Source organism: Staphylococcus auricularis, assembly GCF_051172115.1.
Classification (GTDB): Bacteria; Bacillota; Bacilli; order Staphylococcales; family Staphylococcaceae; genus Staphylococcus; species Staphylococcus auricularis_A.
This window is the reverse complement of the sequence record NZ_JBPIZN010000001.1, coordinates 559654-575414: the sequence shown is the minus strand read 5'-3', so window position 1 is coordinate 575414 and position 15761 is coordinate 559654. Positions and strand designations below refer to the sequence as shown.

At 37.1% G+C, this 15761-nt stretch carries 13 protein-coding genes; 11 read left to right on the top strand and 2 right to left on the bottom strand.

The annotated features are described in order from the left end of the window. Positions 1-12: 12 nt before the first annotated feature. The 5 genes from ACSBRB_RS02805 to rplS all read left to right on the top strand — a co-directional run bounded on the left by ACSBRB_RS02805 (position 13) and on the right by rplS (position 3876). The gene (locus ACSBRB_RS02805) at positions 13-1401 is read left to right on the top strand and encodes a C69 family dipeptidase (RefSeq protein ID WP_435031791.1); all 1389 of its coding nucleotides are present in this window, start codon (positions 13-15) and stop codon (positions 1399-1401) included. Between the two features lie 227 nt (positions 1402-1628). Beyond that, complete coding sequence (gene rpsP / locus ACSBRB_RS02800) at positions 1629-1895, top strand: 30S ribosomal protein S16 (RefSeq protein ID WP_059106688.1); 267 nt, start codon at positions 1629-1631, stop codon at positions 1893-1895. 286 nt (positions 1896-2181) lie between these two features. Further along, positions 2182-2685, top strand: a complete 504-nt coding sequence (gene rimM, locus ACSBRB_RS02795) for a ribosome maturation factor RimM (RefSeq protein ID WP_435031512.1) — start codon at positions 2182-2184, stop codon at positions 2683-2685. Beyond that, on the top strand, positions 2685-3425 hold the full coding sequence (gene trmD / locus ACSBRB_RS02790) for a tRNA (guanosine(37)-N1)-methyltransferase TrmD (protein ID WP_435031511.1): 741 nt from the start codon (positions 2685-2687) through the stop codon (positions 3423-3425). Before rimM ends, trmD begins: the two co-directional genes overlap by 1 nt. Before the next feature lie 100 nt (positions 3426-3525). Continuing rightward, positions 3526-3876 carry a 50S ribosomal protein L19 gene (gene rplS, locus ACSBRB_RS02785; protein WP_059106685.1) on the top strand — a complete coding sequence of 117 codons (351 nt, stop codon included), beginning with the start codon at positions 3526-3528 and terminating at the stop codon, positions 3874-3876. Between the two features lie 217 nt (positions 3877-4093). Here the strand turns inward: rplS and ACSBRB_RS02780 are convergent, their stop codons facing one another. Both ACSBRB_RS02780 and ACSBRB_RS02775 read right to left on the bottom strand, forming a co-directional pair. Further along, the gene (locus tag ACSBRB_RS02780; protein WP_435031790.1) at positions 4094-6715 is read right to left on the bottom strand and encodes a YfhO family protein; all 2622 of its coding nucleotides are present in this window, start codon (positions 6713-6715) and stop codon (positions 4094-4096) included. 27 nt (positions 6716-6742) lie between these two features. After that, positions 6743-9358 carry a YfhO family protein gene (locus tag ACSBRB_RS02775; RefSeq protein WP_435031510.1) on the bottom strand — a complete coding sequence of 872 codons (2616 nt, stop codon included), beginning with the start codon at positions 9356-9358 and terminating at the stop codon, positions 6743-6745. Positions 9359-9565: 207 nt separating this feature from the next. Here ACSBRB_RS02775 and ACSBRB_RS02770 point away from each other — a divergent pair, with 207 nt between their 5' ends. The 6 genes from ACSBRB_RS02770 to dprA all read left to right on the top strand — a co-directional run bounded on the left by ACSBRB_RS02770 (position 9566) and on the right by dprA (position 15687). Beyond that, positions 9566-10423: an ABC transporter substrate-binding protein gene (locus ACSBRB_RS02770; protein WP_435031509.1), complete on the top strand. Its 858-nt coding sequence runs from the start codon at positions 9566-9568 to the stop codon at positions 10421-10423. Positions 10424-10633: 210 nt separating this feature from the next. After that, on the top strand, positions 10634-11500 hold the full coding sequence (ylqF, locus tag ACSBRB_RS02765; protein WP_435031508.1) for a ribosome biogenesis GTPase YlqF: 867 nt from the start codon (positions 10634-10636) through the stop codon (positions 11498-11500). Then, positions 11497-12267, top strand: coding sequence for a ribonuclease HII (gene rnhB, locus ACSBRB_RS02760; RefSeq protein ID WP_435031507.1), 771 nt, complete (start codon positions 11497-11499; stop codon positions 12265-12267). The genes ylqF and rnhB overlap by 4 nt, the downstream gene beginning before the upstream one ends. A 107-nt stretch (positions 12268-12374) precedes the next feature. Then, on the top strand, positions 12375-13541 hold the full coding sequence (gene sucC, locus ACSBRB_RS02755; RefSeq protein WP_435031506.1) for an ADP-forming succinate--CoA ligase subunit beta: 1167 nt from the start codon (positions 12375-12377) through the stop codon (positions 13539-13541). Between the two features lie 21 nt (positions 13542-13562). After that, entirely contained in the window at positions 13563-14471 is a 909-nt protein-coding gene (gene sucD, locus ACSBRB_RS02750) for a succinate--CoA ligase subunit alpha (RefSeq protein WP_435031505.1), read from the top strand. A gap of 490 nt (positions 14472-14961) precedes the next feature. Then, positions 14962-15687, top strand: coding sequence for a DNA-processing protein DprA (gene dprA / locus ACSBRB_RS02745; RefSeq protein ID WP_435031789.1), 726 nt, complete (start codon positions 14962-14964; stop codon positions 15685-15687). The last annotated feature ends 74 nt before the right edge of the window (positions 15688-15761 follow it).

Below are 15761 nucleotides of genomic sequence, written 5' to 3'. Positions count from 1 at the left end.
ACATAAAAACCAATTAAAACTTGTACAACTATACTTGCCGGCAAGGATGCGACGATAGATGGTTCTACGATGATTGCGCGTAATGAAGACGGGGGAGAACAATCTAACCCGCAACGTTTTGTTGTTGTGCAACCTGAGGATCAACCGAAAATATATCAATCTAAAATTTCTGGCGTGAAGATAGAATTACCGGATCACCCTCTACGCTATACATCTACACCTGATTTTGATCAAGGACAAGGAATCTGGGGTGGATCAGGTATTAATGAAGAAAATATTGCGATGACCGCTTGTGAAACAATCACTTCTAATGCGATGACGCATGCCATTGACCCATTGGTTAAAGGTGGTATTGGTGAAGAAGATATGCTGACAATTGTGTTACCGTATATACATTCTGCTGAAGAAGGGGTCTTACGGTTAGGTCAGTTGCTCGAACAATATGGGACATATGAACTCAACGGTATCGCTTTTTCAGATAAAGATAGTGTTTGGTATTTAGAAACGATAGGTGGTCACCATTGGGCAGCGGTACGTATTCCAGATGATAGTTATGTCGTTGCTCCAAATCGTTTTAACATCGACGATTTTGATTTCGAATCTGAGGATACCCATTGTTCTGATGATTTAAAATCATTGATTGAACGTTATCATTTAAATCCAGATCATCACCGTGTGAATTTAAGACATATTTTTGGTAGTGATACGGTGAAAGATACGTTGTACAACAATGCAAGAACGTGGTACGGCCAACGTTATTTCAACCAAGATACTGTGGATGATCCAGAGTACAGTGATTTTCCGTTTATCCGCCGCGCAGATTTCAAAATCTCAGTCGCAGATATCAAGTTTGTGCTCAGTTCACACTATCAAAACACACCGTATGACATGTATGACTTCGATAGTGAAGGGCGAGGAAAATATCGTCCTATCGGTATCAATAGCAACCAAGAAGTACATGTGCTACAAATACGTAACAATGTCTCAGATGCAATTGCGGGTATCCACTGGCTTGCATTTGGACCGAATACTTTTAATGCGCTCGTTCCATTCTACACGAATGTGAATGATACACCTGCAGCTTTTAAAGATACGACAACGACATATTCACCGAATCACGCATATTGGTTAAGCCGTACATTATCTACGATTAGCGATGCTAACTTCAGCAGCTATCTTGATATTCGCGATCATTATGAAGATGATGTCACAAGTCAGTGTCTACGTGTGCAAATGGATACAGATGACCAAATCGATCATCAAACGGATGTAGAAAAATATTTAGAACAACAGAATCAACAGATGGCTGATATCTACATGAAACGATCAACTGAAGCGCTTGGTGCATTGGTAGAAAAAGGCATGTATTTGATGCATTTAAGATATAATTTAGACGACTAATTATTTTCAAATTGAAGTAAAAAGTGATATTGAAGTAGCTTAGTGATTTTCCGAAAGGAGCACTGTGCTGCTTCTTTTTTAATGCATCCACACTCCATATGAGAAGTCTATGGTGATCATTTAAATTTTTTAAAGGGTAAAGAAAAAACTCTTTACAAAAGATCATTGAACTGTTATTATTAATTCTTGTAGAAAATAAAACAATGTATATAAAGGAGAGAATATAAATGGCAGTTAAATTACGTTTAACACGTCTAGGTTCTAAAAGAAATCCATTCTATCGTATCGTAGCAGCAGATGCACGCGCACCTCGTGATGGTCGTAGCATCGAACAAATCGGTACTTACAACCCTGGTCACGTTAATGCACCAGAAGTTAAAATCGACGAAGAATTAGCACTTAAATGGTTGAAAAATGGTGCTAAACCTACAGACACTGTTCACAATATCTTATCAAGAGAAGGTATTTTGAAAAAATTTGATGAACAAAAATAATCGTTAAATAACGATGATCAGGGTCAGGACATTGTACGTTTGGTTAAATAGAAAAGCTTAAATGCTTTTCTAACCAGTTGTTTTCAGCAGCAGTTATAAGCATAAATGATGGTCAGCGCATATGTTGACGCCTATCCTTTGCTGTGGAAGCATCAGCAACATTGTCCTGACCTTTTTTATATCTTCAGCAATCCTGAATTGTTAGGATATAAATGAGCGCACTTACATTATATGTAGAAAACGTGGATCATATCATTAAAATAGTTACAAAGGATTTGAGGATATCATGAAAGTGGAAGTAGGTACAATTGTTAATACACACGGAATCAAAGGTGAGGTAAAGGTAAAATCAAATTCTGATTTTACAGACGTACGTTTTCAACCGGGGGAGATATTAGAAGTCGAACCTAAAGGGAAATCACCACTTGAATTGACCATTGCTTCTTATCGCATGCATAAAGGTTTTCACATGTTATCGTTTGAAGGAATCAACAATATTAATGACATCGAATATCTTAAAGGAGAAACGTTGTTACAAGAGCAAGAACATAGTGATATTGAGCTTGCAGAGCATGAATATTATTATTCAGATATTATTGGTTGTACTGCGTTTGTGGAGGATGAACCCCTTGGTCGGGTAACTGAAATCTTTGAGACAGGTGCCAATGATGTGTGGGTCGTCAAAGGTGAGAAAGAGTATTTAATCCCTTATATTGAAGACGTTGTAACTGATATCGATGTGGCAGGACGTCGCATCCAGATTACACCGATGGAAGGACTGTTAGATTAATGCGTATTGATTATTTAACGTTATTTCCAGAGATGTTTGATGGGGTGTTAAATAGCTCTATTTTAAAACGAGCTCAAGACAAAGACATGTTATCAGTGAGAACAATCAACTTTCGTGATTATGCCGAAAATAAACATAATCAAGTCGATGATTACCCGTTTGGTGGAGGCCAAGGTATGGTGTTAAAACCTGAACCGATATTCAATGCCATGCAAGCGATTGAGAAGACGCCGGAAACACGCGTGGTGTTAATGTGTCCGCAAGGGAAACCGTTTGATCAAGACCTTGCGCAATCGTTAAGTGAATCCGAACATATTGTGTTTATCTGCGGCCATTATGAAGGTTATGATGAACGTATTCGAGAACAATTAGTCACTGATGAAATTTCAATTGGAGACTATGTGTTAACTGGTGGCGAACTGCCTGCGATGACGATGACAGATGCGCTCGTTCGTTTACTACCTGGTGTGCTAGGCAATCAACAATCCCATGAAGACGATTCATTTCAAGATGGCTTGTTGGAATTTCCACAATACACGCGACCGCGAGAATATGGCGATTTAAAAGTACCAGATGTGTTATTGTCAGGGAATCATGCGAAGATAGAAGCATGGCGTCATGAGCAAAAATTGATACGTACTTATGAAAAACGACCCGATTTATTAGAAAGATATCCCTTATCAGAAAAAGATCAACAAATATTGAAAACATACAAAAAGCAATTGAAAAGTAAAGACTGATATGCTAATATAATTAAATGTGCAATGCACGAACAATCACTATGGTCCTCTGCTATATCTTTGTCTAGGCAAGAACATAGTTCGAAGGAGAGAATAAATTATGAGTAATCACAAATTAATCGAAGCAGTAACTAAATCTCAACTACGTGATGATATTCCAACATTCCGTCCCGGAGATACTTTACGTGTACACGTACGTATCGTCGAAGGTTCACGTGAACGTGTCCAAGTCTTCGAAGGTGTTGTTATCAAACGCCGTGGTGCAGGTATTTCAGAAACTTTCACTGTACGTAAAATTTCTTCAGGTGTAGGTGTTGAACGTACATTCCCTGTACACACACCTAAAATTGAAAAAATCGAAGTTAAACGTCGTGGTAAAGTACGTCGTGCTAAATTATATTACTTACGTAGTTTACGTGGTAAAGCTGCTCGTATCCAAGAAGCTCGCTAATCAGCAGTTTGAGAACCGTAAATATAATGAACAAAGTAATGTAGACACTGAAACCTCAGTTTTTAGTGTAAAAAGAAAAAGCCAATTTCTGACCTAAGTGGGTTAGAAGTTGGCTTTTTCTTATATATTATATAATCATGTTACGTAGAATAAAGAGAAATATAAAGTCCATAAAGAAGGTATCTTCATTCACGAGAGAAGATACCTCTCTCTATCTTTACTGCTTACTTTTACGATGAATCCACCAGCTAAAGATCATACTTAAAATGATACCAATGAGTGATAATGTAGCGAGTAACCAGAAGTGTGGTGGAGTGTAGCTGAGTTTAATTTCTGAAGTATCACCGTCAACAGGGATAACAGTCATTACGCCATTACCCCGTTGGACATCAAGCGATTCTCCTTCACTCGTCGCTTTCATGCCATCACGGTAAGCCATTGGTAAAACAACATAACCCTTCTTATGAGGCAAGTTTGTGATGTAATACTGGCCATCATCTGGTTGAGTAACTTGCACTTTGTCGACTTCTTGTGAAGCTTGTTTTAATGTTTGATAATTTTCACCGTAAATGCCTTTTAATTTGAAGCGGTAAAGCCCTTTATCTAACTTCAAGTTTAAGCGTTCATCGGCCGAAACTCTAAATGTGACAGGCGTGACGAAACGTCGATATTTGTATGTTAACTTGTTACGTTCTTGCGTGTATTCATTCAAGCTGACATTGTGCTCTTTATCAGGTGTCAGTAGTTCTAAATCCATCTCTACGTAAAGGTCTTCATATTGATCGGCTATATATTTCGGTAAACGAAATTGTACACCGCCATCATTTTTAGTCACTTTTAAATAGTCGTTATTGGTCACATGTGCATCGTTCAACTTCACAGAAGCTGATGATTTTAAATTTGGATTGGATTTAAAAGTGGTATTAGCCTGCTTATTATTTTCTAGTACCACACCTTGCAACATCGCTTGTTCTCTATCTAAAGGTGATGTTAAATCTTCACTATTATAAACACGGTCGGTAAAATGTGCTGCTGGGTAGAGCGACGTATTTTCCTCGTGTACAAATGTATGACTGTCTCCATGGTTTACATGTTCTAAGTCATCAAAGCCATAAGGTTGATTTTCATCAGGTCTCTCACGAATACGATCTTGGACATTCCACAACGCTAATAAATTGGCACGATTAGATAATAATCTGTACGTACTGTTTTTATCTGTATGCATATTGATTTGCATCAAATCATCATAGTATTTCATGATATGCCCATCGAAAATACTAGAATAGAGCGCAATGCCATTGAAGTGATAAAGCATAGGACTATTCAATCCGTATGTAGACATATAATCGATTCGAGATAGTGGATCGTCTTTATGTGTTGATTTAATATCGTCAATTTTACTTTGTAACACTGGGCTATGATAATCTGCTTCATTCATGGCTTGTCGAGTCGATTCATATTTGATGAGGTTATTGTAATGATAGTCTTCTAATAAGACGAATTGTTGAACGATAATTAATCCAACGAGCACCAACCAAGTCCACATTTCGCGAAACAGAGATTTCTCGCAAAGCATGAATCCGATAATGATTATTAAAATAAAGCAAGGAATCATCCAAGTGAGCTTTTCCTCAGTGACAAAAAGATTGGCAATAATCATGATGAATAGTGCAGGAAGACATGCCAAGATATATGATTTTAGTGACAGTTCTACTAAATGCTGAATCATCAGTGCGACGAGTACTGCAGTTGAGAGTGCAAATATGTATATCCAACGTTTTTGCGGTACTGAAAAGCCATTAAACATACTATCAAAGTAGGGTGTGAGCGCACCGAGTAACATAATCCACGTCGCGATGGCAAACAAGCGATAATAGTAATGTTTATATAATTTAAATGAAAATAAAGCAACAAGTGCAATCACAGTGACAGTAATATAAAATCCATTTGAGAATAAGTGTGTTTGTCGTTCAAAACTTGTGACTGGTGGGATATCATAGTTAGGATTAGAAACCCGATCGTTATTAAAGAATGAGCTAACACCGGTATAGAATCCTAATATACTACTCAACGCACTTAACATGACTGCAGTGATAATGGTTACTACTTTTTGCAAGCGATTAACGATGTCTGCAGGATGTGGCCAGATTGTCCGATAGACAAAGTAAGCGAGCATCACTAAAGCTTGATAATAACTAAAATAAAAGTTAGAAAATAAGGTTAATGCAATTGCGAAAATGAATAAACCGGTTTTTCGTTCTTTAAAGTAACGTTCTATCCCTAATATAGATAGGGGCAAGAAAATAACTAACTGACCATAAAATGACCAAGTGAAATTAAAATAAATACCAATCGTCGAACCAGCAAATAATACACATGCAATGATGATAGCTGGTAATTTGAAGCGTAGATAGCTAAATAAATAATAAGAAACGATAAATGTAAAAGCAATCATGACGATTGAGAAAATCAGTTGATCAGTCGGCCAAAACGTAATGTCATGTGGATTAGCATGAAAGAGATGTTCAGCAACCCATACACCTGCAAAGTTCAACCACGTAAATGGAGAGGTTGAATAATAATAAGCAAGATCTTTCGCATAATCGCCACCTAGACCAAAGGAATGGTCATAGAAACCGACAAACGATGTGAAATGTTCGTAGAGATACATTTGAAAGGGCATCATTTGTCTGAAGCCATCGCCACTCCCACTAAATACAGTGCCTGCAGTGATATATCTATAAATATAAGGTATAAAGATAATGAGTGAGGCCAATAGACTCAATAATGTAATACATAAAAATTTTAAATATTTGTTAGACCAAATCTTAGCCCACACAGTTCTAAACATGCTTTTTACCTCGCCTTAATCATGAGAATTTTTATTTTTTCTAACAAACCAGATACTGAGTATGATGCTTATCATAGACACGATAATCATTGTATACCAGTATGGTGGGCGGTATTTAATCGTGATCGTATGCGTATCTTGTTTCACTGGAACACCCGTCATCATGTAGTTTACCTTTGATGGCTCAATCTTATTCCCATCAATGTAAGCTGTCATGCCTTTACGATAAGGTATGTTTATAGCAGCCATGCCTGCTTGATGTTTACCCAGTTGAATTTTCACGCCATTTTTTATATCTGTATAATGATATTTTAAATTGTCACGTTGATGTGCTGCAAGTAAACGTGAATAATCTTCTCCATACAGCCCTTTAAGAGTGAGATCAAAGCCACCTTTTGGACTCAAAGTGATATTAATGTCGCCATTTTCATCTGGTTGTGCACGATAGAGTTGTCTGTTAATGCCTGTTTTATAAGTCGAACCATTAAAAAGACGATGATTTTCATAATCATTGATGCCAACGGTATAATTACTATCTGGTTCTCCACGTTTAACCTTGAGTTCGAGATAAAAATCATCATATTTATCTCGTAATGATTGCGGGAGTGACAGTTTAATCGTTCCTGCATCTTGAGTCACTTTTATATGTCGTTTTTGGTTGTGATCAGATTGAGAGCGGTAAGGTTTGCTATCATCAAAGTTGATATTTTCGGTTGTGATATTTGCCTGGTTAAGTAAATTATCTGCTTTATGGTGATAGTCTTTACCTTTATCTGACATCACGATACCATCTAACATCGCGTGTTCCCGGTCGATCGGTTGAGTTAATGACGCTTCATTATACAGTTTATCGCTGATGCGTACAGCGTTTAAATTATAGTCATTTTCATAAATACGATATTGTCCATATTCTGCTTTTTTAGAAAAATGCTCTGGCACACCTTGTTGATAGTCTTTTAACATTAAGTATTTTACTGACCATAAACTATTTATATTTTGACGACCATTCGTAGATTGATAACGACTTACAGATTCTTCTTTAAGGTTAATTTTCAGGTCATCATAATATGTATCTAAAATGTGATGATCAAATATACTAGAATAGAGACTCAATCCTTTGAAATGTTGGTACATCGGTGTATTATCTTGTTCATTGACCCGCCAATCGATACGGTCATCTGCATCTTTTTGTTGTTCCATCTGCTTAACGAGGGCCCGTTGTTGTGCGGTGTCATACATACTTGCTTTTACCTCATAAGTATTTGCTCGTTCTTGATGATCTTCAAAGTAAATTTGGTATTTAATGAAGACGAACGTTACAAGCATTGCGAGCATAAAGACACTGAGACTATAGAGGGCTAGTACACGTCTCCGATCGAGAGGCGATTTCATCACGAGTACAAAGAGCCCACACAAAGCAACGATCGGTGTAAACCATATCCAAGCAACAGTCTGTTCTGCATAATAAGCACTACTAAACACAACAGCCAATGCAATGACAGAAGTCACGATATACCATTTGATAGACTGAGTACTAAAGTATTTGATGTACTGCGTAATCAGTATAGCGGTTGTAAATGAGAGTAGATAATGCCAACGCTTTTGAGGTGCTGAAAATCCATTAAAGATTTGATCTACAACCGGGAAAAATGTAGCGATGATCGCAAGCCATGTAAAAATCGCAAATAATCTATAGTAATAGTGTTTATACAGTTTGAAGGAAAGTAATGCTTGGATTACTACAAAAAGAATCACAATCAAATAATTATCATAGAAAATGTTGTTATCGATATTTAAGGGTTCTATCCAATCATTTTTAACATCATAACTCGTACGGCGATTGCCTAAGAATCCTTGTATACTGTGGAAAAAGATAAACAGACTACATCCTAGACCAAGTAAGGCTGCGATGGTTAAAGTTTTGATGCTTTCAAAGCGTCGAGTAATGTCATGACGGTGTTGAAATATGATTCTGAATGTAAAATAAATTAACCCTGTTAATAATTGGTAATAACCGAAATAAAAGTTATTGATTAATGATAGTGCGACGACAATAATAAATAATGATAATTTCTTTTGACGTAAAAATAATTCTATTGATAGTAAAAGCAATGGTAACCAAATAAATATATCACTAAAGAATGGCCAATAAACGGTAAATCTAAAATATAAAGGTGAAATGACAAAGAGGGCCGATCCTAATATTGATATGAAACGATTGTTCGTAATATATTTGGCATACATCCATGTGGCAAACATCGCAATCGTTGCTTTTATAATAGATATATCAATGGCATTTATCATCCAAAACATAGGCATGTCAGTATTTAAATCGATAAACAGTTGGATGACATGAATCACTATTACATTGATGATAAAGAGTATATTTGTGGAGAAATAGTAGGCCAAATCCTGAAAGAAGTCCCCACCGAGGCCAAAATCTGTAGCATAAAACCAATGGCCTTGACTCCATTGATTAAATAGATACATTTGTATTGGAATCATTTGTTCCATCCCATCATTGGGGCCAGTAAATAAAACACCGTCATAAATAAAACGGTAAATGCTATAACTATGTCCAATGAGAGAGATGATTAGAAAGATTAATAAATAGCTCAATATTTTTCTCATTTACATACTCCTAGCTATTTTTCTTATCTATATTGTATCGATTTTAGTGGTAGATAGATAAAAATAACTATTAAAATTTCGTGGCTTTTTTAGAAAGTTTAACTTCAAAGTGAATAATAAAACTGAAATTGTAATATCTCTATGTTTTAAATCTGCAACGACGGTAATACAAATTATAAGAAATAACTGAGTTTTGGAGGTAGAGTTATGACTATAGAAATAAAACATAACGCAGGAAAAGCAGTTATACCAGACGATGTTGAAACTGTAGTAGCTTTAGAATATTCATTCGTAGATGCATTGGTTGCTTTAGACATGGAAGTCGCTGGCATTGCAGATGACGGTGACAAAAACAATTTAATCCAACCATTACGCGATCACGTTGGTGACTACAAATCTGTAGGTTCAAGATTAGAACCTGATTTAGATAAAATCAAAGAAGTTCAACCTCAACTTATCATCGCTGACGAAAATCGTCATTCAGAAATTTATGATCAATTAGAAGAAATTGCGCCAACACTTCTCTTAAGAAGCTTTAATGCAGATTATAATGAAAATATTGATGTGTTCAGAATTATTGGCTATGCAGTCTCTAAAGAAAGCGAAGCACAAAAACGCTTAGAACAACACGAAGAAACAATGAAAGCAAACAATGACAAAATTACCATCGATAAATCTATCGAAACATTACCAGCTGTCGTTTCTGAACGCGGTGTAACAGCACATGGATTAAAATCACACATGAGCAGTTTATTAGATGTACTAGATTTCAAACTTTCACTTACACAAGAACTTGAAGAATCAGTACCAGAATATATGAATGGTGATTATTTAGAATTCACTTATGATCAATTAGCTGAACTAAATCCACAAAGATTAATCTTAATGGTAGCTGATGAAAACGAAGATTCAGTACAATCATTAAAAGATAGCGATATTTGGAATAATCTTGATGCTGTTAAAAATAATCGCGTTCACTTCACTGACCGTGAACTTTGGGCAAAATCACGTGGCTTAATCTCAACAGAAGAATTAGTTGATGACATGAGCAACTTAAGTGAATAACCATTTAAGGTAAAGAAACGAATGATTTAACAAACATCAGTATACCCCCTGTGGCGACGTATTGTGATATGAAACCATAGGGGGTCTCTTTGTGGCGTCAATTTTCAAATCAAAAACGCATGCGAAATCAGTGAAAACATATTACAATAGTATTTGTGTTAATTCATAGAAATGAAGAAAGTTTATTGGATGAGAGAAAGGTGAAGTCACATGGCAATCCAATGGTATCCTGGACATATGGCCAAGGCTAAAAGAGAAGTAACAGAACAATTAAAGAAAGTCGATGTGGTGTTTGAACTTGTGGATGCGAGAATTCCATATAGTTCACGTAATCCAATGATCGACGACGTGATACAACAAAAACCACGTGTTGTCATACTCGCCAAAAAAGATATGGCTAATTTGAAAGAGCTAGAAAAATGGGAAAGCTATTTTAAAGCACAAGGGTTCTATCCAGTAGAAGTTGATGCAAAACACGGTAAAGGACTGAAACAAGTAGAACAAGCTGCGATTGAAGCAACGAAAGAGAAGATGGCACGTGAAAAAGAAAAAGGACTCAAACCACGTGCAATCCGTGCGATGATCGTAGGTATCCCTAACGTAGGAAAATCTACATTGATCAATAAACTTGCGAAAAAATCCATCGCTCAAACTGGGAATAAGCCTGGTGTAACGAAACAACAACAATGGATTAAAGTGGGGAATTCATTGCAATTATTAGATACTCCCGGTATCTTATGGCCGAAGTTTGAAGACGAATTGGTAGGTAAAAAGCTCAGCCTCACGGGTGCGATCAAAGATAGTATTGTGCATTTAGACGAAGTCGCAATTTATGGTCTAGAATTTATGATTGAGCATGATTATGATCGCTTGATTGATCACTACAACATTTCAGTAGAGAAAGGTGCGCCGATTTTAGAATGGTTTGATGCTATCGGAAGACGCAGAGGTTTATTACAAAAAGGAAATGAAGTTGATTATGATGCGGTTATTGAGCTCATCATCAACGATATTCGTAATGCAAAAATAGGTACCTTTACCTTTGATCTTGTGACAGAAATGGATGTGTCATTTTGAGTTTAACTATCGCTGAAATTAAAGAAACGCTTAAAACCATCGACACGGTTGAAGCATTGGAACACTCAACCTTTAACCAAGATACTAGAAAGGGTGTTCAACAAGCACTTCGTTCAAGACGTAAACAAATAGAAAAAGAGTTACAGCTTAAGCAGCAATACGAAACGATGTCTCAGTTAGAGAACAAGATCTATCAGCAAGAGGGTTCTGCCTTGATTTGCGGGATTGATGAAGTAGGACGCGGTCCATTAGCTGGACCCGTCGTCGCCTGTGCTGTCATTCTTAACCCTGATCACGCGTACATTGGCATTAATGATTCAAAACAGCTCAATCATAAAAAACGTGTCGCATTACAGCAACAATTAGAAGCTGGACTCATTGATTTTGCTATTGGTAGTGCTTCAGTCGAAGAAATAGATCAGTACAATATTTATCAAGCAACCAAATTAGCGATGAAACGTGCAATTAACCGGCTGTCTCCCCAACCGACGCACTTACTTATTGATGCGATGCAGTTAGATGTCGCTATACCGCAACAATCTATTATTAAAGGGGATAGTAAGAGTGTGGCGATTGCTGCAGCAAGCATTTTGGCTAAAGAACATCGTGACCAGTACATGGCTGAGTTAGATGAGCAATATCCTGGGTATGATTTTGCGCAAAATGTAGGCTATGGTACGAAGAAACACCTCGAAGGCATTGATAAACTCGGTGTAACGCCTGTACATCGAAAATCATTTGAACCGATTAAATCGATGATCAAATAGTTAAAAAATTAAAATAATTCAAAAATACTGTCGTGTAATTGTTTACAATAGCGCTTTCATTTTTTATAATTAAGATGCAAATTAACCTAAAAACAGGAGGATGGAGCATGAATATCCACGAGTATCAAGGTAAAGAAATATTTCGTTCGATGGGCGTAGCAGTTCCAGAAGGACGTGTTGCATTTACTGCCGAAGAAGCGGTTGATAAAGCGAAAGAATTAGATTCTGATGTGTATGTGGTTAAAGCGCAGATTCACGCAGGGGGTCGAGGTAAAGCGGGTGGCGTTAAGATCGCAAAATCACTTTCAGAAGTTGAAACATATGCTAATGAATTACTAGGTAAACAATTAGTTACACATCAAACTGGTCCAGAAGGTAAAGAAGTTAAACGACTTTACATCGAACAAGGTTGTGACATTCAAAAAGAATATTATGTTGGTTTTGTCATCGATCGTGCTACTGATCGTGTGACATTAATGGCGTCTGAAGAAGGCGGTACCGAAATCGAAGAGGTAGCTGCAAAATCTCCAGAAAAAATCTTCAAAGAAGTTATAGATCCAGTTGTGGGTCTCATGCCATACCAAGCGAGAAGAATTGCCTTCAACATTAATATTCCTCAAGCTTCAGTGAATAAAGCGGTGAAATTTTTACTTGCATTGTATAATGTGTTCATCGAAAAAGATTGTTCAATTGTAGAAATCAATCCGCTCGTAACAACAGGTCAAGGTGATGTCTTAGCGCTCGATGCTAAGATTAATTTTGACGACAACGCACTGTTCCGTCATAAAGATATTTTAGAATATCGTGACCTTGAAGAGGAAGATCCAAAAGAAATCGAAGCGTCAAAATATGATTTATCATACATTGCATTAGATGGAGATATCGGTTGTATGGTAAATGGTGCGGGTCTTGCAATGGCAACCATGGATACAATCAATCACTTTGGCGGCAACCCAGCTAACTTCTTAGACGTAGGGGGCGGCGCGACGAAAGAGAAAGTGACAGAAGCTTTCAAAATCATTTTAGGTGACGCAAATGTTAAAGGCATTTTCGTCAATATCTTCGGTGGTATTATGAAATGTGATGTGATCGCTGAAGGTATCGTAGCCGCTGTGAAAGAAGTTGATTTAACTTTACCACTCGTGGTTCGATTAGAAGGTACGAATGTAGACAAAGGGAAAGCAATCCTACACGAATCAGGATTGGCTATTGAACCTGCTGCAACAATGGCAGAAGGTGCACAAAAAATCGTTAAAAGTGTAAGCAAAGCGTAAGGAAAGGATGGGAGCACTAAGATGAGTGTATTTATTGATAAAAATACAAAAGTAATGGTTCAAGGTATTACAGGGTCTACTGCACTGTTTCATACAAAACAAATGCTAGACTATGGTACGCAAATTGTCGCAGGTGTGACGCCAGGTAAAGGTGGTCAAGTTGTAGAAGGGGTGCCTGTATACAATACAGTTGAAGAAGCAAAACAAGAAACAGGTGCAACAGTGTCTGTCATCTACGTCCCAGCGCCTTTCGCAGCAGATGCGATTGTTGAGTGTATTGATGCTGAACTTGATTTAGTCATTTGTATCACTGAACATATTCCTGTGGTCGATATGATTAAAGTGACACGTTATGCTGAAGGTAAGCATACCCGTTTAGTGGGTCCAAACTGCCCTGGTGTCATCACACCAGATGAATGTAAAATCGGTATTATGCCAGGCTATATTCATAAAAAAGGTCACGTCGGTGTCGTATCGCGTTCAGGTACCTTAACATACGAAGCGGTACACCAATTAACTGAAGAAGGCATTGGTCAATCTACTGCAGTCGGTATCGGGGGAGACCCAGTCAACGGTACGAACTTCATCGATGTCCTACAAGCATTCAATGAAGATGAAGATACAAAAGCTGTTGTCATGATTGGTGAAATTGGCGGTACAGCTGAAGAGGAAGCGGCTGAATGGGTGAAAGCAAACATGAAGAAACCAGTTGTAGGATTCGTCGGAGGTCAAACTGCGCCTCCAGGTAAACGTATGGGTCATGCAGGTGCGATTATCTCTGGTGGTAAAGGGACTGCAGCTGAAAAGATTAAAACGTTAAATGCCTGTGGTATTAAAACCGCTGATACACCTTCAGAAATCGGTACAACTTTAATTGAAGCGGCTAAAGAAGCCGGTATTTATGAATCTTTATTAACAATTAATAAGTAATATTGTATTGATTATACACGCTTGGATATCATTATTCGTGTGTGTTCAAAGTCTCGTAAAGCTATTTCTATGATAAAAGCTTCATTATATATATAAGTAGGTTCGCTCATTGCGGGCCTACTTTTTATGTTCTTATTTACATGAGTTGAAGGATAGATATTCATAAAAACATGCAATCCATTTAATTCAATACATAAAAATGTGTAAGATTTTCATTTTTACTCTTTAAAATCATATTAAATATGAAGCATATTTGAAATTAAATCGTAACGTGCACTGAACCTTAATACGGTATATAATATTGAAAAAAGGAGGCCGCATGGTTTATCAATACACATCCGTAGATTATATTTACTTAAAGCTTAGATTTGCAGGCTATACGACCACGTAAATTTACCGTATTTTGGAATACGCCCCTGACTTTGTGACTATTGACGCAGATGCGCAATATAATATTTTAGAAAAGTTAGCCACATCGTTTAGAATTAAAATGGACGATGCATTAAGGATACGTTATCGAAAATTAAAGATTGATGAGATATTGAGCTATTTAAAAAGATGTCATACTCAATTTATAACTATTCATCATCCATTCTATCCTACGCTTTTGAAAGAAATTTATGATCCGCCCCTTGTACTTTTTTATAGAGGCCAGCTCCAGTTGTTAAATCATACGAAGACATTAGCGATTGTCGGTTCACGTCATGCCACACGATATACGTATGATGCACTTAACAGTTTCTTTCCTTCTTTTAAAGAGACAAAGCTCACTATCGTATCGGGTCTCGCAACAGGTGCAGATCATTTCGCTCATCAACTCGCTTTAGCTTATCATCTACCCACCATCGTAGTACTAGGCTTTGGCCACATGTGCCATTATCCCCATATGACTAAGGAGACAAGACATCTGATTGAACGAGAAGGACTCGTCATTAGTGAATATCTTCATGAAACATCACCTCGAAAGTTTCATTTTCCTCAGCGTAATCGCATTATTAGTGGATTATCTCGCGGCGTACTCGTCACCGAAGCAAGAAAAAATAGTGGTACCCATATCACCACACAATATGCTGTGGATCAAAATAGAGAAGTTTATATTTTACCTGGAACTATTTTTGATCCGATGACAGAAGGTAATCTATTATCTGCACAGCAAGGTGCTAAAATCGTTTCAAATGTTGAAGATATTATTGAAGATTTTCAATATATAGAATGAGCGCACAAACGAGGTTGTACACGATATTTCTCGATTAAATATTACTAGCAATGTTCAACAATCGTATATCACTA

Coding starts and splice junctions, on each gene's coding strand:
- trmD (WP_435031511.1), top strand. CDS start 2,685: ATGCGTATTGATTATTTAACGTTATTTCCAGAGATGTTTGATGGGGTG.
- ACSBRB_RS02775 (WP_435031510.1), bottom strand. CDS start 9,358: ATGAGAAAAATATTGAGCTATTTATTAATCTTTCTAATCATCTCTCTC.
- rpsP (WP_059106688.1), top strand. CDS start 1,629: ATGGCAGTTAAATTACGTTTAACACGTCTAGGTTCTAAAAGAAATCCA.
- sucC (WP_435031506.1), top strand. CDS start 12,375: ATGAATATCCACGAGTATCAAGGTAAAGAAATATTTCGTTCGATGGGC.
- rimM (WP_435031512.1), top strand. CDS start 2,182: ATGAAAGTGGAAGTAGGTACAATTGTTAATACACACGGAATCAAAGGT.
- sucD (WP_435031505.1), top strand. CDS start 13,563: ATGAGTGTATTTATTGATAAAAATACAAAAGTAATGGTTCAAGGTATT.
- ylqF (WP_435031508.1), top strand. CDS start 10,634: ATGGCAATCCAATGGTATCCTGGACATATGGCCAAGGCTAAAAGAGAA.
- rplS (WP_059106685.1), top strand. CDS start 3,526: ATGAGTAATCACAAATTAATCGAAGCAGTAACTAAATCTCAACTACGT.
- dprA (WP_435031789.1), top strand. CDS start 14,962: ATGGACGATGCATTAAGGATACGTTATCGAAAATTAAAGATTGATGAG.
- ACSBRB_RS02770 (WP_435031509.1), top strand. CDS start 9,566: ATGACTATAGAAATAAAACATAACGCAGGAAAAGCAGTTATACCAGAC.